The following is a 19,038-nucleotide window of genomic DNA, read 5'->3' as shown; positions in this document are numbered from 1 at the left end:
ATGATTCTATCTATAAGCTCATTTTTAACAAAATTTATAGAATTTAATACGAAAATAATTATGTTTAGATGGTTTCAACCCTCAAATCAAGAATTAATAAGAACTATACAGAAAGAAAATACCGCAGAAGCACAAAAATTAATTGCCGCAATGGAGATTACTGCATTAAGTAAAGTTAGGGATATTTATATTAGCATTAGCAGGGCTATTTGCAGCATCCGTACCTATATTTTGAGTTACATTACCGTCACCTATAAAATTCAATGTACCGCCTACACCGCCGGTGCTAAGTACTGCTCCATTTGCTCCTACGCTACCGGTTAGCGTAACCCCATCTGCTAAAGCTAAGATAGAGCCATTCTTATTTAAAGCTACGGGAACAAATACATTAGCTGAGAACGTAATGGGGGTTGCTCCGATATTTACGAGTTTTAAGCTGCTGCCGTTAGTTCCAATCGTACCGTTAACATTACCGCTTTGTATTGTCAGTGTGCATTGGTTATTGCCTTGGTTATTTGCAGAGGTCGTAACTGAACTGGTCACACCATTTACTATTAACTCACCATCTGCTCTAAATAATATGTTACCACCCGCTCCTAGGTCTAAAGCTTGGTTAAATGTTACCTGCTATTCATACTAAGTAACTGCGTAAATACCGTATTATCGACTACGACATCACCTGCTCAGTCTACTATGAAATTCTTAAGGCGATGAGTATTCTATAGTATAAGGTCCACCGTTATTTGCTATGGTTAGGTATTTTGTGATTGCTCCTATTCTCACTATTCCATATTCATCATTACCAGATTTGTTTAAATTATTATTTTAGCAAATTTACATTCCCATTTGCATGTCGTATTATCCGCTATTCTAATATCACCTATATCTCCGGCACTTGGATCATTGATTGTTAAATTAGCATTTATTTGTATTTTTGCTTTTATAGCGTTTAATAATGCAACATTGATTGTATTTTCGGTATTTATTATTAAAGTACCGCCACTAGCATTACTATTATTAAAAGTAATACCTCCTACATCTAATAGACTGTTAACACTTATAGTGCCCGCAGCTAAAACACTATCTGCAAAAACAATACTATTTACTGTAGTATTACCTTGTAAATCAAGAATCTTACCGTTACCTCCATTACACTGAAGTATATTGAAATTATTTATCTTTCCGTTAAGTATAGCATTCCCTATAAAATTTCCGTTTACTCCTTTAGCACCGTCTATATTACCCGCAACCGTTATGTCGTCATCTAAATTAAGTACGGACGTATTACTTTGTAAATTAATATTAGTAGCTTTTAATATTGTAGAATTAAGTGTTGCCGACCCAAGTAAAACATTATACTGCGGCTAATGAGCCTATATTACCTATATCGCCTGTTATTATGTTACTACTACCAAGATCATGAGCTAGATTTAGTATCCCTTGACCGTCAACGCCGGTAGTATTACTTATATTACCCGTTAACGTTGTTATATTACCGTCAAAAAGAGTAAGTATAGAGTTATTGTTAGTAAGATTTATATTTGCAGCATTAATTGTAATATTACCTGCGCCGGACATATAAATCTGTGCTTCCCCGTTGCCTAGATTTATTCCAGCAAGAGAGTTAGTTAGACCTATGTGATTTGATATAGTACCCGTACCTACAAATGTTATTGTACCGTTATTGCCAGCTACCGTATTATCTATCTGAGTTGTAATATTTAAACCGTTATTAATTTGTCAAGTAGAATTCTTACCAGCGAAATCTATATTACTAAATGTTTGATTACCGACTCCGGTAACAATTGACGTAACATCATTATTAATAAATTTAAGAGGAGTGAAATTAGGAGTAAGACCTACTGTTGCACTAAAAGCACCTATTGATACATTTTGACTTACCTCAACCCCACCAAAAGCAGGTAGTGCTATTAATTAATGTATTTATCCCGCCAATAACAGCATTTGTTTTATCTGCCGATATTTTAATTCCAAGCCCTTTGAATAAATATTGCCGTTATTAAATACTCCTCCTACAAGACCGGCACCGGGACTCAAGCTTACGCTCCCGAGATTAGGAATTGTTGCTCCTGCAGTATTAGAGCTAGTGAATAATGTTCCGCATAATGATGCCGTTGCTAAAAATTTTCTTAAAATTTTTGATTCTTTCATTAATATTAATACATTTAATTAATAATTTGTAGCAACTTTTTTACAATAATAAAATAGAAGCAGATAGAGCTAGATTCAGAAAGCTTTAGACAAGATGAATTGACGACTGAGCCTGCGGAACGTACAAAAAGTACGTGAGCAAAGGCACATGTCAGAAAATTCACTTGTATCAAGCTTTCTGAACGATGCTGTACCAAACAAATATTGTTACTTGGTAGTGTAGAAATTTAATTATGTATTTAGAATTAAGTTAAAGGAATTTCTCAATGAACTTTGGAAAGATAAACTAAGCTGTGTTGTCTTTTATTGTAGGCATGGATTTTACTACCTCAGATACACCGCTTTGAGTAGCTGCCGCAGTAGTAGCAGCATTACTGTGTCACACCCCCACGGGGTCCATAAAAACAATACAAAATACTAAAATTATTAGTAGTTTTAACTGGATCCCATGGTCAAGCCACGGGATGACAGAGGTGAAATTGATCCACGCAACAATATAGTCAATTCAGCCCAATTTAGTGACAGGCGTAAGGAAGAGAGTCTATAATAAGTAGGTGAGCTCAAGATAGTCAGGAATTAAGCAAGAAAAATCGCATTTTGATTGAAAAGTCAAAAAGAATTACTGTACTATAGCTTGCATTAATTTAACATATGATATTTTGACTATTAACAAATCTCTATTTATTTATCGGTGTTCCTACCAAAGCATGCTTAAGTACTTGATCAATATTTGATACAGATATAATTTCTAGGCTTTCTTTTATATTCGGCGGTATATCTTGCAAATCTTTGACATTTTCTTCAGGAATCAACACGGTTTTAATACCTCCCCTACTTGCAGCCAGTAACTTCTCTTTAAGACCACCTATAGGTAAAACATTGCCTCTTAAAGTAATTTCACCGGTCATTGCTACAGTACGATGTACGGGTATTTTAGTCATCAACGAAACAATAGTCGTAAACAAAGCACAGCCAGCAGACGGCCCATCTTTTGGAATAGCTCCAGCTGGTACGTGAATGTGAATATCAAAATCTTTATAATTGTCGTACTTTAATCCAAAATTTGTTGCTCTGCTTCTAAAACAACTATAGGCAGCCATTGCCGATTCTTTCATAACATCACCGAGTTTTCCGGTGGTCTTTATTTCACCTTTCCCTGGAAATGCTAAAGCCTCTATAGTTAAAAGCTCTCCGCCTACTTCAGTGTAAGCAAGTCCCGTAGTACTTCCTATTTGATCTTCTTTCTCGGCAAGCCCGAAATTATATTTCTTAGCTCCTAAAAATTCTTCAAGATGATTACTATCTATGGCAATATGCTTAACACTTTTATCTGCTAAAATCTGCTTTAATGCTTTTCTAGTTAATGCCCCTATTTCACGCTCTAAAGCTCTTACACCTGATTCCTTGGTATAATATCTAATTAAATCCAAAATTGCCGTCTCGGATATAGTAATTTCATCTTTTTTGATTTTATGCATTTTAAATTGTTTTGGAACTAAATAATTTCTAGCAATTTGGAGCTTTGTTTCCTCTACATAACCGGAAATATATATTTTTTCCATTCTATCACTTAAAGCTCTAGGTAAATCATGAGAGTTAGCAGTAGCAATAAATATTACATTTGATAGATCATATTCTACTTCTAGATAATGATCAACAAAGTGACTATTCTGCTCAGGGTCTAATACCTCAAGCAAAGCGGATGCCGGATCACCTCTAAAATCAGAACTCATTTTATCGATTTCATCAAGCAGCATTACAGGATTACTAGTCTTAACTTTCTTAAGTTGACCTAAAATTTTACCGGGCATTGATCCAAGGTAAGTTTTTCTATGCCCTCTGATTTCTGCTTCGTCTCTAACACCGCCGAGCGCAAGTTTAGTATATTTTCTGCCCATTCCTTCGGCAATAGATTTTACAAGTGAAGTTTTACCGACCCCTGGCGGACCTATTAAACATAATATAGGTCCTCTAATTTTACTTGAACGCTGTAATACCGCTAAATATTCTATAATTCGTTCTTTAACTTTTTCGAGTCCAAAATGGTCACGATTTAAAATTTTCTCTGCTTGGTTAATATCTATTTTGCTATTATCATACTTACCCCAAGGCAGGCTAAGCAATGTCTCAAGATAGTTACGCGTTACTCCCGACTCCGCTGACATTTGGTTCATAGTACGGAGTTTCTTAAGTTCAGCCTCAGCTTTTTCTTTTGCTTCTTTTGATAATTTTAAACTTTTAATTTTTTTCTCAATATCAGCAAGTTCTGATTTATCTTCATCAAGCTCTTTTTGAATAGCTTTCATTTGTTCGTGCAGATAATAATCACGCTGCGTTTTTTCGATTTGCTTTCTTACTCTTTGCTGCAATGCCTGCTCGGTTTCTGAATTTACTATATTGGAAGTAAGCGTACTAATAACCGTAGTGATACGCTTAAAAGGACTAGTTTCTTCTAATAAATGCTGCTTTGCCTCAAGTGAAGTTATCAAATGTGAGGCTAATATATTTATAATATCTATGAAATTAGTGCTATTACTTATTGCTTTATTGATAGTTTCAATAATTTCTGCATTAACTTTCTTATCATTAATCGCATATTTACTAAATAGTTGTACTGCATTATCAACGAGTGAACGCATGTTATTAACATCAAATATTTCTTCATCTGGAATAATTTCGTAATTTGCTTCAAAAGCTTCGTCGCCTTTGATATTGCTTAGCTTTACTCTTGCTACTGCTTCTATTAAGATTTTTGCCGTATTATTAGGCAGCTTCACTATTTGGATAATCTTGGCAAGTATAGCTGTGTTATAAAGTTCGTGTGTACTAGGGTTTTCTTGATCAAATTTTTTCTGTAAAGTTACTAAAATATATTTACTATTATCTTCCTCGGAAATGGTAGTATGAGAGAGTGCTTGCAACGATTTTGGCCTACCCACAAAAATAGGAGCAATTACTCCCGGAAATACTACCATATCTCTCAGTGCCATTAACGGAAGGGATTTTTTATGCATCAATTAAAACCTTTTAAAATTTCTAATTATTAACTATATAATATAGTATTAACCTGATTTCAAGCTACCATTATTAATTATATTTATGAATTTATTACTACAACCTCCTCAAAATGTAGCAGCCGCACATAATAGAATAAAACAATATCTACATTTAACTCCGATCGTTCACTCTGAAAGCTTAAATGAGATGCTCGGTCATGAGATTTTTTTTAAGGTTGAATCATTACAAAAAACCGGTGCATTTAAAGTTAGAGGCGTGTTAAATCATTTATTAGAATTAAAAGAGCAAGGAAAATTACCTGATAAAATAGTCGGTTATAGTACGGGTAACCATGGAATCGGTCTTGCTTATGCGAGCAAATTATTCGGTATTAAAACAAGGATTTATTTACCGTTAAATACTTCAAAAGTAAAACAGCAAGCAGCTCTTTATTACGGCGGTGAAGTTATATATACATATACTCGACAAGAAGCGGAAGAAAAAGCAAAAGAAGATGAAAAGCAAGGATTTTACTATATGCATCCTTCCGATAGTGATTCTACAATAGCAGGAGCAGGCACGTTATGCTATGAAGCATTACAGCAGCTAGGTTTTAGTCCTGATGCTATTTTTGCCTCTTGCGGCGGCGGCGGTTTAATTTCTGGCGCATATCTTGCCAAGGAATTAATATCACCGACAAGCTTGTTAATAGGTTCAGAACCTTTAAATGCCAATGATGCTTATTTATCTGTTAAAGATAATAAAACATATAGATTTAACTATGCTCCAAATACTATTGCGGACGGTCTTAAAACCTTGAGTATATCAGCTCGTACATTTGAATATCTGAAAAAACTTGATGATTTTTATTTAGCAGAAGAATATGAAATATATTACTGGACGGCGTGGCTTACTCATTTACTTAAAGTAATATGCGAGCCGTCAAGTAGTATAAACATGGTTTCAGTGGTAAATTTTTTAAAAACACAATCCAAACCTCAAAAATTACTAGTACTAATCTCAGGCGGTAATATCGATCCTATTCTTTATAATGAATTATGGAAAGAGGCGTATTTAAGCATCTCACCTAAATCTTTATGTTCTGATGTCATTTCTGCGAAAGCAGCAATCTAGTAACCTTTAATGTCATACTGCAACTTGATTGCGGTATCTTAGGACTCAGCTGGTGATACAAGACCCCGTGGTCACGCCACGGGGTGACAATAAAAAATCTAGATTCCCGCTTTCGCGGGCATGACATAGAAGCAATGTAACAACGCCTCCTCACAATGATGAAGTTATATTAAAATTTAACCCTTTCTTCTTACTGCTTCTTGATTTTTAGTAGAAGGATTAGGAGTGATGTGCGGAGATTTTATATTAGAACTTCTTAGTTTTATTAAATCTTCAAATATGGTTTTATCAAATGCTATTGGATTGATTTTTCTGAGTTCCGCTAAATTAAAATTATTAATTTGTTGCGGTTGCACTATAATAGGCTCACCCGTAACAGGAATTAAATTTTTAAATTCAGGATTAGTTGCTACTTTATCTTTATTTTCATTTAAAAATTTTGTTAGACCTGCAGCAATGTCAGGATTTGTTAAAGCATTTGAAAAGATTTTATCATTAATTGTCTTCACTACATATCCATCACTCAGAGTAATATATTTATCTACAACTTTTCCTAATCTTTTTTCCAAATAGTTTCTACCTGTAAATATCTGCTTAAATTTTTCCCATAAAGAAGTACCTCTATCATTAATATCTTTTAATTCAGTGGCTATTTTAGTACTATTCTCAGTTAGATAAGTAGAATCTAACTTATTTAATTCCCTTATTATTTCAGGATTCTTTATGCCTGATGAGTTAGTAAGTATAATAATTTGTTCTAATTGCTTACTAATTTTATTATTTTTTTCTAATCTATTAATAACCTGCTGTACCGTATAAGTGGCTGCATTTTGTAATGCCTTAAATTCCACTTGAGATAATTGATTTACTCTTGGGATAAACTGCTTACTATTTTTATTAAATTTCTGGTTTTGATCTCCTTGCATAATAAATTTTTCATATTTCTCAAGTTTGTCTGGAGTGTTTTTAGGATCTTGTTTTAAGATTTCTATAGCTTGATCTTTTACAGCCTGTGCATATTGCTCTTTAGGTATAGACTTTCCGCTTACGGCTATTAATGCTTCTTTAGTTGCTCTTATAGGATTGGCAAAGATTTCTTCTTCATCTTCTATACCCATCAATGATAATTCATCAAAAGGTCCTCCTGTATTTAGAGGCAGTACAAAACCCTTAAGTGCTGCTTCAGCCCTTGCGACATCAAACTTTAGCTTATCTGCTACACTAGGTATTAGTTTTATATCTTGTCCTAAATTGATATGCAAGTTATCTACTAATTTTTGTATATCTTTATTTTCTACAACTTCACTAATAATTTTACTGGCAAGTACTTCAAGCGTACTAGTGATATATTCTTCAGATTGTAAATATTGTTGAATAGGATCGGGAGTAACAATATTTTTATTCAAAGTATCTAATCTCCTATCTACGTTTTTTATATCAACTATTTTATCTTTTACTGCAGCCAATATCTCAGTCACTTCATCGTTTTTTTTAATAGTATCATCCATATTAGTTATAATCTCTGCCATATAATACTCATTATTAAGTTATTTGATATAATGAATAATTATCAAACTTTTTAAAAATTCGCAACTATATTATCATATAAAGCACTACTTACTATGCCCTGACTGTTGCCCACTCTCTCTACTTTTATTAAGGTTTTCAACATGAGAGATAGGGGTTGATATAGAAGACTTATAGCCTTGGGGTATTGTTTTATTTTGCTTTACAATATTGGGTGCTTGTTTTTCTCTTTGTAGTTCTTCCGACAAATTTTTCGTTTCTATATGTAAACTATTACTTTTTTCAAAGTTAGCAAATGCTTTATCTATATTTTTTTGAGCATAATCCGTACCGGTAAAAACTGCTACTATTCTTTGCCATAGCTTAGGTTTGGTTACTCTTTGTAATTCTCATGCTATAACTTTCTCCCCCCATCCGTGTGTTCCTTAAATATCCAGGATTTAACTCTGCTAATACTCTTTTAGTACCGTTAACAAGTGCAAAATTGCTGCTCTCAAGTAATGGGGCAAAATTCTTGATAATTTCTTTACCTTGCTCTATCATTTTTTCAGACGGTAGTTTACTTATCGCTGGTAATAAAGTTTTAATTATATTAGGCTCATTTACTCCTAACTCATGAATAGACGATAAAGCTTTTGCTTCTTTTTCATTTGTTTGAAAAGTAATTTTTAAAAATTCAGCTATCTTTAATGCTGCTTGTGTTAATGCTTCTACTTGTTTTGGATCATTAATTTGCTCTTGTTTATCAAGTTTAGGGGTAGTATTTTTAGTAAGAAATTTTCTGTAGTTACCTAATGTTGTTTCTGAAACATTTTCTTTAAGGTTATCTAATGTTTTATCTATTAATTTCTCTCTATATTGTTCTTTAGATATTTTTTGGTTAGCTAATTCTAACATAGCTTTTTCTAATGGTTTTTTAATATCCATCACTTCATCTTCGCTTAAGCCATTACGTTTTTCGTCGTTCATCTGCTCTACTTGAGACTCACTTAAATCTATGGCAAACCAATTTAAAATTTATGAATGAAAATTCATTAAAACTTATAAAAAGAATTGTATTTTTTCATAGAAGAGGTCCTGATCGTAATTTCATCAGGGATTTCAGTTATGAACCTTGAAGGGTAAGAACGGACTATTTCATAAAATATTTTTCTGCTTTCAGCATGAGTAATGTAGAGGTCTTTTTTGGCTCTCGTAATACCGACATAAGCAATGCGGCGTTCTTCTTCTAAGCCTTTGTCGCCATCTTCGTCTAGAGATCTTTGAGACGGAAATACCCCCTCTTCCCAGCCCGGTAAAAATACCACGTCAAACTCAAGCCCTTTAGCTGCGTGCAGGGTCATTATAGTAACCGAGCCACCGTAATTGGTTTCAAGCACTTCATTTTCCATAACTAAGCTTGAATGTTCGATAAAATCATGAACATCGTTAAATTCAGCAATAGCTCTAAGCATTTCGTTAATATTTTCGATTCTACCGAATGCTTCTTCGGTTTTTTCTTCTTGAAGCATTTCAAGATAACCAGAATCATCAAGTATTGCTTTAACTACGTTTATTGGAGCATCTATACTAAATCTTTCGTACCAATTATCGATTTTAGTAACCAAATCTTTTAGAGTTTCATATGATTTTGCTTTAATCGCACCTATTTCTAGCATTTCTTTAATGGCTGCGAAATTAGAAATATTTCGCTCAAGTGCATAACCTCTAATTTTATTTAAGCTAGCTGCACCTATTGCCCTTTTCGGCACATTTATAATACGCTCAAGTGCTAGATTGTCATTTTTATTCAAAGATATACGGATATAAGCAAGCACATCTCTTATTTCCATACGTTCATAGAACCGCAAACCGCCTATAATTTTATAAGGCATAGCACTATTTATAAACGCTTCCTCAAAACTTCTTGTTTGAAATCCGGCTCGTACTAATATTGCAATATTGCCGGCATTATACCGGTTTTCTCGCACTAACTTATCTATTTCACCGGCTATATATCTTGCTTCTTCTTTATCACTCCAACAAGAGATAATTTTTATCTTTTCACCGTTTTCCCTATCCGTCCATAACGTTTTACTGTGACGGTTTTTATTATTATTGATAACATTGGAAGCAGCAGCAAGTATTGGCAAAGTTGATCTATAATTCTGCTCTAATTTAATAACTGTTGCACCTGCAAAATCTTTTTCAAAACGTAATATATTCCCGACTTCTGCTCCTCGCCAACCATAAATAGATTGATCATCATCCCCTACACAGCAAATATTTTTATATAAACTTGCGAGCATTCTTGCCCATAAATACTGGACAACGTTAGTGTCTTGATATTCATCAATTAAAATATATCGATATTTTTCTTGGTAATATCTTAGTATTTCAGAGTTTTTAATAAAAAGCTCATTATTATAAAGTAGCAAATCTCCAAAATCTAAAACATTAGAAATAAGTAAATTTTTCTGATATTCTTCGTATACAAGTTTTGCAACCCTCTGCAACGGTAAATTAGTATCTGATACTGATAGTTTAGTTGGTAATAATCCTTGATCTTTCCATCTAGAAATTATGATATGTATTAATTTAGGAGCATATTGTTTAGTATCAATATCTTTTAGCTTTACTATATCTTGCACTAGTTTTAATTGATCATCATGACTAATAATAGTAAATCTATTATTTAAACCAAGATTTAAATGCTCAATCTGGTCACGTAATATCCTAGCTGCCATTGAGTGGAAAGTGCCTATATTAAGACCATAGCAATTAATTAGACTATTAACTCTTTCAGCCATTTCTTTAGCAGCTTTATTAGTAAAAGTAACGGCTAGAATATTTTGAGGTGAGGCTAAATTTTGGTGAATAATATTAGCTATTCTTGAGGTAAGTACCTTTGTTTTACCTGTCCCTGCACCTGCAAGCAATAAAAGCGGTCCTTCAGTGTGAAGAACTGCTTTTTGCTGCTCTGGATTTAATGTATGTATGAAATCTTGATTTTGCATTTATTTTAAGGATGTTGTGCTATGGCTCTACTATGTCATTCCCGCAAAAGCGGGCATGACATTAAAGCATTAAAATATCACCTTATTCTTCTTAGATTTTTAATAATATACGAAATAGTAATTATCGGACTACAAATAATTATTTTAAATAACCTAAAATAAGAGCTTAAATTTCTATCTTCAATAAACCAATTATATAAATCATTTATAGGTTTAATCTCAGCAGGAATAATATATTGATCTTTAAATAATGCTTTTAAAACTCTTTTTGCCTGTTTTGCTTCTACTTTACGCTCTATTGTTAAGCTGTGATCATGTACTCGGTAGAAATATAAAGATTCCGGTATATGAGCAAATTGCGTAACAAGCCCAAACCTTAGCCAATATTCATAATCATCCACTAACTGCATATTTTCATTATATCCACCTACTTGCCTTGCTAAATCGGCTCTATATAAGAAACATGCACCGACGCAATCTCTAATCGGTAAAAACTCAGGAGGTTCTTGATAAAGTCTTCTTCCTACTTTACCGTGGTCATCGATCAAAGTATAATCAGTATATACAAGCCCTATCTCAGGTGAATTATCAAGTATCTTAACCATTTTTTCTAAAGCATTTTCATGGAAAAGATTATCATCTGAAGTCCAAGTAAAATACTCCCCCTTGGCCTCTTTAAAAGCAATATTAAGACTTGCCGGTAATCTTTTATTGGTCTCATTTACTATTACCTTAATACGTGAATCCTGCTCTGCATATGTCCTAGCTACTATAACGCTATTATCTTTTGAGCAATCATCAATAATAATAAGCTCAAAGTCTTTAAAACTTTGATTAAGGCAACTCTCAATAGCAAAAGGTAACAGCTTCTTTCTATTATAAACCGGTAAAACTATTGAGATTTTTGGAAGATTACTATGCATGTCCTCCTAACATATCAAGAGTATTTAAACTATTAATTATATTTTCTATTAGTTCTGATTCTTCAGCTTTACATCCATCTTCAAGGATTAATAATATATTGCTTAAAGCATTATTAAGCATTTTGGGTATTATAGTATTTTGCTCTTCAAACCTTTTAATTAGTTGCATCAAAGGATCAACATATTCAATTGTTAACGATTCTTTATATTGAGCAATAGCTCGGCAAGACAATCAGATAATGCCCATAACAAAAGATCAGCTCCTTCATTATCTATTAAATCAAATACTTCATAAATTTTTTCAATTTGTACTTCAATATTATCTACAAGCACTAGCATAATTTTTACTATTTAGATTATTATATTTTCTATGTCATTCCCGCGTAGGCGGGAATCCAGAAAAAATAATCTTAATACTGCTACAAAGAATTATATTCTTTATTAGATTCCTGCTTTCGCAGGAATGACATAAAAGGAACCATGCGGGCATGCTTAATTCTGTAAATTTATATATTTCGTATTTAGATATTCAAATATCCCTTCAAATGAGCCTTCCACTCCAAAACCTGAAGCTTTACGTCCTGCAAAAGGTGCTTTTGCATTTGCAGGTAACGGGTCGTTAATCGATACCATACCAAAATCAAGCTTAGACGCTATCATTTGTGCCACGGATATATTATTTGAATATACATATCCTTGCAAGCCGTATTCGGTATTATTTGCATGTTCTATTACTTCATCCAAATCTTTGAATTTATAACAAGCAACTACCGGACCGAATATTTCTATTCTAAAGATATCCATATTATCCAAACAGTCAATAATAATAGTAGGCTCAATAAAATTATCAACAGTTTTACCGCCGCAAATTAATTTAGCTCCTTTACTTTGTGCATCAGCGAGTAACTTTTGTATTTTTTCTATGGCAGCAGAATTAATTAACGGACCTACATCCGATTCCTTATCAAATCCGTCACCAGCTTTAAGCTTAGTAAATTTAGCCTTTAGAATTTCTATAAATTTTTCATATATAGATTCTTCTATAAATATTCTGTTAGGTGAAGTACAAGACTGTCCACTATTTCTAGTTTTAGCGATTACTAAATCACTTACTACTTTCTCTAAATTATTATCTGCCGTTATAATGAAAGGAGCATTGCCGCCAAGTTCCAAAGATAAACGTTTTAGAGTATTTGCGGCATTTTGATATAGAATTTTACCGACATTTGTAGCGCCGGTAAATGATAATTTCCGAAGCCTAAAATCTTCACAAAAAGCCTTACCTATAATATCTGAACTACCTGTAATTACATTAAATACTCCGGCAGGCAAACCGGCATCGCTTGCAAATTTCGCAAGTACTAAAGCTGATAGAGGCGTAAGACTTGACGGTTTTAATATAACGCTGCAACCCGCAGCTATTGCAGGTACTACCTTGCGAGCAATCATTGCATTTGGAAAATTCCAAGGAGTTATAGCAGCAGACGGTCCTACAGGCTCATATTGCGTAACAATTTTATGAGTGTTACTATTACCGGGTTTGATAGTCGAATGAATATTATGTATAGCATATGTATACCAATCAATAAAAGAGGCTCCATATAAAATTTCTTTTTTTGATTCAGCAAGTACTTTACCCTGCTCTAGGGTTAATATATGACTTAACTCCTCAATATTTTCGATTACTAAATTATACCATCTTCTAAGAATCGCTATTCTCGCTTCAAATGAACTTTGTGACCATAAAGCAAAACTAGTCACCGTATTATTAATCGCTGAATTAATCTCAGATAATCCTAAATTCGGAACTGTAGCAATTTCTTTTAAGGTCGCAGGATTAATAACGGATATTTGCTTCCCGAACTCTATAAATTCACCGTTTATATAATTCTTTCCCGTAATGTTTTTAAGTAAGTTCATATATTTTTACCTGCGTGGATACTAAAATCGTCATTGCGAGCGAACATTGGCGTTGTTGCATGGCTCGAGAAAAGTGTTATAAACTTATATTAAAATTATACGGCAATACTAGAAAGAAAAATATTTATAATGAATTATTTATACCAAAATCTTCACCACCCATTTGACTTTCTAATACATCATAAGAAATATTTGCCAAATTAGCATGTTTTATAATATTAATGATATCTTCAGGAGCTATTGCATTTAATATAAGATTCAATATTTCTTGAGGAATTTATATCCAATGTCAGATAATATAGCAGAGTTTTCAGTTATATTATAATAAAGTCATACACCTATCTTGTTTAAGTCTTCTAGAATATTGTCTCACAATACATTTGATACTTTATCTACCTTTATAGCCTCAGCTATTTTAACCCATAACTCAGAGGGACTTCAAAAGCTATTAAATTCTTGAATGGCTCTAAATAATTACCTTTAACTCCTTTACCCCATGTATACTCAATAACCTCAGATGAAATATCAGAGTAATATTTTTGCTTAGGATTTATTAATTGTGACTCTAAAGAGATCACAGCTGAGAGAAATACTTTTTCTAAGTTATTAAATAACCGCCTTTATTAAGATTTATACTTGCTAACAGCCAATCATTTGAGTCATCTCCATTAAAACTCCAATTCTGATGTAACATATTGAGTCCAAAGTCAAATTTTTAAATATATTAGTAGTCGTAGGCTTATCGGTAGCTAACCTAATATCAGGAGCCTTTATCACTTGATCATATCTAACTCCGGTTATTTCTAGCTCTGTAAATTTTTCACTTTGGCTATTTGGATAAAAATGATTTAAGTAAAATTTAATTGCCGAATATATTAAAAATTTTTTGGCTTCTGCTAGCTCTATTTCTAAATTAGCATTTTTCAATGCTTCTAAATTTTGTATGTTAAAACTACCTCATCCAACTAAAAATTTCATAAGTAATGGATATGTATCAATATTTTGTTTTTGTGGTGGTATATTTGTTCCAAGTCATTATATATTTGTACCTAATTAAATTAATACACAATGACTATAATAAGTGTCTTACTAAATGCAACAATTTTTTATTAACTTATATGTTAATTTACAGCTAAAAAATCTAAATTATTTATTGAGAAATTTTGCAGCCTCAAGAGCCGCCATACAGCCTGTTCCTGCAGCAGTTACTGCTTGTCTATAAATTTTATCCTGAACGTCACCAGCAGCAAAAACACCTTCTACACTAGTTCTAGTAGTGCCTGACTTCGTGATGATATAATTATCGTCATCCATTACAATTTGTCCGGTAAATAGCCCCGTATTCGGTGCATGCCCAATAGCTATAAATACACCGCTACAATTCAATAAACTACTCTCTTTGGTGTGAACATTTTGAATTTTAACTCCAGTAACGGATTTTGGTTTATTGCTACCTACAATCTCATCTACTACATGATCCCAAATTACTGATATTTTAGAATTTTTAAATAATCGATCCTGTAATATTTTCTCAGCTCTAAAACTATCTCTTCTATGCACTATAGTGACTTTGTTAGCATGATTGGTTAAGTATAAAGCTTCTTCTACTGCACTATTTCCTCCCCCTACTACAACTATTGCTTGATTCTTAAAAAAGACACCATCGCAAGTAGCACATGCCGAAACACCAAAACCACGAAATTTCTGCTCTGAAGCTATACCAAGCCATTTTGCTTCCGCACCGGTACAAATGATTATGCTCTCCGCGTCATATTCATTTCCTGCTCCTGTAAATACTTTAAAAGGTCTTTTTGATAAATCCACCTTTTCTACGTAATCACTAACAATTTCCGTACCGACATTTTTAGCCTGCATATACATCTGCTCCATAAGCCAAGGTCCTTGCACCGTTTCCGCAAATCCTGGATAGTTCTCAACACCGGTGGTAATTGTCAGCTGCCCGCCTGGCTGCATACCATTTATTAATATTGGTTTTAAAGCAGCTCTAGCTGTATAAATAGCGGCACTTAAGCCCGCAGGTCCTGAACCTATTATTAGTACTTTAGTAGTAATTTTCATAATTATTATTTATTAATTTAAATGATGCCTATGTCATTCATGCGAAAGCAGGAATCCAGAAAAACATATAAAAAACAATTTTTTTATATGTTTATTGTATGAAATATGTAATTTTTGTACTAAGATTAAGGTTATTTTTCTGGATTCCCGCGAAAGCGGGAATGACATCCTGAACGTTCGTACAATACAAGGTCATACAATCTAAGACTTCTTTTCTAACCAAGATTTGACATAGTTAATTTCTTCAGGGTTCATTAGAGAAGGAGCATGACCGGCATATTTTATTTCATAAAGATCAAAAATTTTTGTTTCTTTCATCTTTTTAAGAGTAGATTTTGTTAAAATTTGAGATTTCATCCCATGAATTACTAATATTCTACATTTTATTTTATTCCATACAGACCATAGTTTAATATCTTCCTGGTTACTAGCATTTTTCATTCCTTTTGTTATAGCAGGATCATAATTCATTTTATATTTTCCGCCGAATGTAGAAATGACACTATATTTTGTTAAATAATCCCAATCTTCTTCATCTTTAATACCGCTTTGTGCATAAATAAGTTTTAAATGTTCTTTTGCACTAGCCAAATCATCTAAGAGTATCGTTTTTTTAGCATAACCTCCCATTTTAATTAAAGGAGCCGCATCAATAAACGCCCCTATATCATTTAATATTAAGGCTTTAAAAATATTTTTATATTTACTGGCAAGTACCATACCTATAATACCGCCCATTGAAGTACCAAGCCAGATAGGATTTTTGATATTTAGCCTTTTTAAAAAAAATAACGTATCTTTAATATAAGTCGTATAGTTATAATGATTAGCTTTTTTAAAATTTTCGCTATCACTGCGACCGGGATAATTTATTGCAATTACTCTATAATTTTTACTCAACTCTTTAGCTATTTTATCAAAATCATGAGCATTTCTAGTTAAACCGTGAGCACATACTATTATATTTTTATTTTTAGGATCACCGAATTCCAAATAAGAAATTTTATGTTTCGGTATATATTGAAGAGGTAATAAATTAATATAGGGACCAATTTTTATTGAATTAATTTTCATATGAACCTATTAATACCAATTTAGAATAAATTGTAAAAAAATCATTGTCATCAATTGTCATCATGTTATTAATTTAAGTCACTTAAAAATATACTGACCATGGTCGGCATATATATAACTACAAAAAGCAAAGATAAAAACACAGTAGCTGCAACTTTTTCAGGGTAAAATTTCTGTAAATTCGCTATAACTATAGTATTTGCTGCGAGTGGTGCCGTAGAAAGTAGTTTTAGGGCATTATAGTAATCATTGTTATACCATTTTGTTACAAAATGATCAAACATGATAAATAACCCTACTCCCAAAGGATAGAATAGAAATTTAGCAGCAAAAGTAGCAAGAGTAAATTTGATATCGACTTCAAATTTTTGTAGAGACGAAAGAGCAAGACCCACCATCACCATACCGAGTATCGAAAAAGAGCCTTTCATATTATATATAAAATCATCTAAAAAATCCGGTAAAGTAAAACCGCAAAAACTAAATAAACATCCCAAGAAAAAAGCATTTAAAATCGGTAATTTTACTACTTTTAATATACTATCGGTGGTATTAGCAAAGCTCCTCATACAAATATAAAAGCCGACGGAACATTCATAAATATTCACTCCTATAACAACCATCATGTAAATACTTAATGTATAATCATCAAAAAGTGCTGTAGCTATAGGCAACATAAAATACCCGCCATTTGCCGTACCTGCAGACAAAGCTATAATATTACGTGTATGATCCTGCCAAAATTTACCAAAAAAATAATAAGAAAAGAGCGATAAGAGTGTTGCAATTACAAATGTTACAACCGTAATGCTTAATGCCGCAAGTGTTAAGGTTGTACTAGCAGGTATCGTAAAAAATACTATAGGCGATATAAAATAGAATAGTAACGAAGAGATACTATCTCTTTCAACATTTGAATATTTACCTGCTAAAAATCCTATTACTACACTTAATAATACCGAAACGGTTTTAAAAAAAACTATACTAAAGATTATCATGTAATGAGCTAAAGATATAATTACTTATAATATATGAGGTTTTATTTTTTTCACTAAATTTTGTAAAGATTTTTACTTCATCAGACCAAAATAAATTTCTAATTAAAACTTTAAAAACTTTATGTGATTTAAGGTGTCTAATTTAATATGAAATTTTCATATTTATTGGTATTGCTCGCGTGGATTCATATGTCATTCCTGCTTTTGCAGGAATGACATAAGGAATAACACATGAAGCTACTTCGGAAATTATAGGCATATGTAAATTATATTTTTTTATCAAATCCAAAACTAATTTTAATGCTTCTCTTCCCTCTACTAGCTCTTTATATTCCTGTAAAAATTGCTTTTTATCGCTACTAATTCCAAGTTCATAACCAAATTTTGTATTACGTGAACCTAACGAATAACAAGTAAGCACTAAATCGCCTACTACGCCCTCTAGTAAAATATCAGAATTTTTTTGCATACCACCTAACGCTTTCGACAAAATAGCAATTTCTTTTAAGGCAGCTACTATAAGCGTTGCTCTTGCATTCTCGCCCTGCTTTCTTGCTAAATCAATCCCGCTTTTAATAGCAAAAATATTTTTTAAAGCTCCTGCTACCTGTAATGTTACAATATCGCTTGACACATTAGTAGTAAAAATTTTTGAACTTAGGTTATAAGCTATTTTATTTGCTATATCTATATCTAAACTTGCAATACTTGCCGAAGCAGGTAAATTTTTAGCAAGTTCTTTTGCTAGATTCGGACCTACAAAAAACGCTGTAGGACTATGCGGTAATAGAGTTTTTAACCTATCTGAAAATAATGCGGTAGGATTACGGGCAAAGCCTTTTGTTGCAATTAGAAGAGTATTGTCTTTAGAAATGCTGTGAGTTTTTAATAATTTTATTGAGTCATCAAAAGCGTAAGACGGCACTGCAATAATAATTAATTCAAAATCCTTAATTATATCTAAGTTTGTAGTAGCCTGTAAATGAGCAGGTAATTTAATATCCCCTAAATATTTTACATTAGTTTTGTTATGTAAAATTTCCTTTGCTATTGCCTCATCACGTAAAAATAAAGTAACGTTATTACAGTTTTGTGCTGCTAAAGAAGCAAGGCTAGTACCAAAACTCCCTCCCCCATAAACCGCAATATTTTTAAATTTGTTCATGTGCTTATTTTTTCTTTGTCACTTGCAGGTTTGTAGGTATCGTTGCTTGGCTT

19 protein-coding genes and 1 pseudogene are annotated in these 19,038 nt (G+C 32.6%); 2 read left to right on the top strand and 18 right to left on the bottom strand.

Going from position 1 to position 19,038, the window contains the following annotated elements; all coding sequences use genetic code 11:
* Window positions 1-165: 165 nt before the first annotated feature.
* The gene (locus RSA_RS09470) at window positions 166-543 is read right to left on the bottom strand and encodes a cell surface protein (protein WP_231284256.1); all 378 of its coding nucleotides are present in this window, start codon (window positions 541-543) and stop codon (window positions 166-168) included.
* Window positions 544-1,164: 621 nt separating this feature from the next.
* Here RSA_RS09470 and RSA_RS03190 point away from each other — a divergent pair.
* Complete coding sequence (locus RSA_RS03190) at window positions 1,165-1,368, top strand: hypothetical protein (protein ID WP_012150824.1); 204 nt, start codon at window positions 1,165-1,167, stop codon at window positions 1,366-1,368.
* Here the strand turns inward: RSA_RS03190 and RSA_RS03185 are convergent.
* From RSA_RS03185 to lon, 3 genes are all read right to left on the bottom strand, one after another.
* Window positions 1,354-1,578, bottom strand: coding sequence for a hypothetical protein (locus RSA_RS03185; RefSeq protein ID WP_041472340.1), 225 nt, complete (start codon window positions 1,576-1,578; stop codon window positions 1,354-1,356). The genes RSA_RS03190 and RSA_RS03185 overlap by 15 nt on opposite strands.
* Window positions 1,579-1,944: 366 nt before the next feature.
* Window positions 1,945-2,172: a hypothetical protein gene (locus tag RSA_RS03180; protein WP_041472339.1), complete on the bottom strand. Its 228-nt coding sequence runs from the start codon at window positions 2,170-2,172 to the stop codon at window positions 1,945-1,947.
* A 677-nt stretch (window positions 2,173-2,849) separates the two neighbouring features.
* Window positions 2,850-5,186 (bottom strand): endopeptidase La, encoded by a 2,337-nt coding sequence (lon, locus tag RSA_RS03175; RefSeq protein WP_014364718.1) that lies wholly within the window; start codon window positions 5,184-5,186, stop codon window positions 2,850-2,852.
* An 85-nt stretch (window positions 5,187-5,271) separates the two neighbouring features.
* Between lon and RSA_RS03170 the strand changes: the two genes are divergently transcribed.
* A complete protein-coding gene (locus RSA_RS03170; protein WP_012150822.1) occupies window positions 5,272-6,303 on the top strand; it encodes a serine/threonine dehydratase in 1,032 nt (343 codons plus the stop codon).
* A gap of 176 nt (window positions 6,304-6,479) precedes the next feature.
* On the opposite strand, the gene RSA_RS03165 is transcribed toward RSA_RS03170, so the two are convergent.
* The 14 genes and pseudogenes from RSA_RS03165 to RSA_RS03115 all read right to left on the bottom strand — a co-directional run bounded on the left by RSA_RS03165 (window position 6,480) and on the right by RSA_RS03115 (window position 18,985).
* On the bottom strand, window positions 6,480-7,832 hold the full coding sequence (locus RSA_RS03165; RefSeq protein WP_014364717.1) for a hypothetical protein: 1,353 nt from the start codon (window positions 7,830-7,832) through the stop codon (window positions 6,480-6,482).
* Between the two features lie 84 nt (window positions 7,833-7,916).
* On the bottom strand, window positions 7,917-8,078 hold the full coding sequence (locus tag RSA_RS08445) for a hypothetical protein (protein WP_012736381.1): 162 nt from the start codon (window positions 8,076-8,078) through the stop codon (window positions 7,917-7,919).
* Window positions 8,079-8,193: 115 nt separating this feature from the next.
* A complete protein-coding gene (locus RSA_RS03160; protein WP_014364716.1) occupies window positions 8,194-8,799 on the bottom strand; it encodes a hypothetical protein in 606 nt (201 codons plus the stop codon).
* A gap of 65 nt (window positions 8,800-8,864) precedes the next feature.
* Entirely contained in the window at window positions 8,865-10,826 is a 1,962-nt protein-coding gene (gene pcrA, locus RSA_RS03155) for a DNA helicase PcrA (protein ID WP_014364715.1), read from the bottom strand.
* A 77-nt stretch (window positions 10,827-10,903) separates the two neighbouring features.
* Window positions 10,904-11,749: a glycosyltransferase gene (locus tag RSA_RS03150; protein ID WP_014364714.1), complete on the bottom strand. Its 846-nt coding sequence runs from the start codon at window positions 11,747-11,749 to the stop codon at window positions 10,904-10,906.
* Window positions 11,742-12,088: pseudogene (locus RSA_RS03145) on the bottom strand (hypothetical protein). Before RSA_RS03145 ends, RSA_RS03150 begins: the two are co-directional and overlap by 8 nt.
* Window positions 12,089-12,241: 153 nt before the next feature.
* Window positions 12,242-13,669: an NAD-dependent succinate-semialdehyde dehydrogenase gene (locus tag RSA_RS03140; RefSeq protein ID WP_014364713.1), complete on the bottom strand. Its 1,428-nt coding sequence runs from the start codon at window positions 13,667-13,669 to the stop codon at window positions 12,242-12,244.
* A 124-nt stretch (window positions 13,670-13,793) separates the two neighbouring features.
* The gene (locus tag RSA_RS08440) at window positions 13,794-13,931 is read right to left on the bottom strand and encodes a hypothetical protein (protein ID WP_012262387.1); all 138 of its coding nucleotides are present in this window, start codon (window positions 13,929-13,931) and stop codon (window positions 13,794-13,796) included.
* A 148-nt stretch (window positions 13,932-14,079) separates the two neighbouring features.
* Complete coding sequence (locus RSA_RS08895) at window positions 14,080-14,247, bottom strand: hypothetical protein (protein ID WP_014364712.1); 168 nt, start codon at window positions 14,245-14,247, stop codon at window positions 14,080-14,082.
* A 61-nt stretch (window positions 14,248-14,308) separates the two neighbouring features.
* Window positions 14,309-14,596, bottom strand: coding sequence for a hypothetical protein (locus RSA_RS03135; protein WP_014364711.1), 288 nt, complete (start codon window positions 14,594-14,596; stop codon window positions 14,309-14,311).
* Window positions 14,597-14,815: 219 nt separating this feature from the next.
* The gene (gene trxB / locus RSA_RS03130) at window positions 14,816-15,748 is read right to left on the bottom strand and encodes a thioredoxin-disulfide reductase (RefSeq protein ID WP_014364710.1); all 933 of its coding nucleotides are present in this window, start codon (window positions 15,746-15,748) and stop codon (window positions 14,816-14,818) included.
* 201 nt (window positions 15,749-15,949) lie between these two features.
* Window positions 15,950-16,822 (bottom strand): alpha/beta fold hydrolase, encoded by an 873-nt coding sequence (locus tag RSA_RS03125; protein ID WP_012150811.1) that lies wholly within the window; start codon window positions 16,820-16,822, stop codon window positions 15,950-15,952.
* Between the two features lie 68 nt (window positions 16,823-16,890).
* Complete coding sequence (locus RSA_RS03120) at window positions 16,891-17,820, bottom strand: AEC family transporter (RefSeq protein ID WP_014364709.1); 930 nt, start codon at window positions 17,818-17,820, stop codon at window positions 16,891-16,893.
* 142 nt (window positions 17,821-17,962) lie between these two features.
* Complete coding sequence (locus RSA_RS03115; protein WP_014364708.1) at window positions 17,963-18,985, bottom strand: NAD(P)H-dependent glycerol-3-phosphate dehydrogenase; 1,023 nt, start codon at window positions 18,983-18,985, stop codon at window positions 17,963-17,965.
* Between the last annotated feature and the right edge of the window lie 53 nt (window positions 18,986-19,038).

The organism is Rickettsia philipii str. 364D (assembly GCF_000283995.1).
GTDB lineage: Bacteria > Pseudomonadota > Alphaproteobacteria > Rickettsiales > Rickettsiaceae > Rickettsia > Rickettsia rickettsii.
Note: the sequence above shows the minus strand (reverse complement) of the source record. Positions and strands in the feature narration are given on the sequence as shown.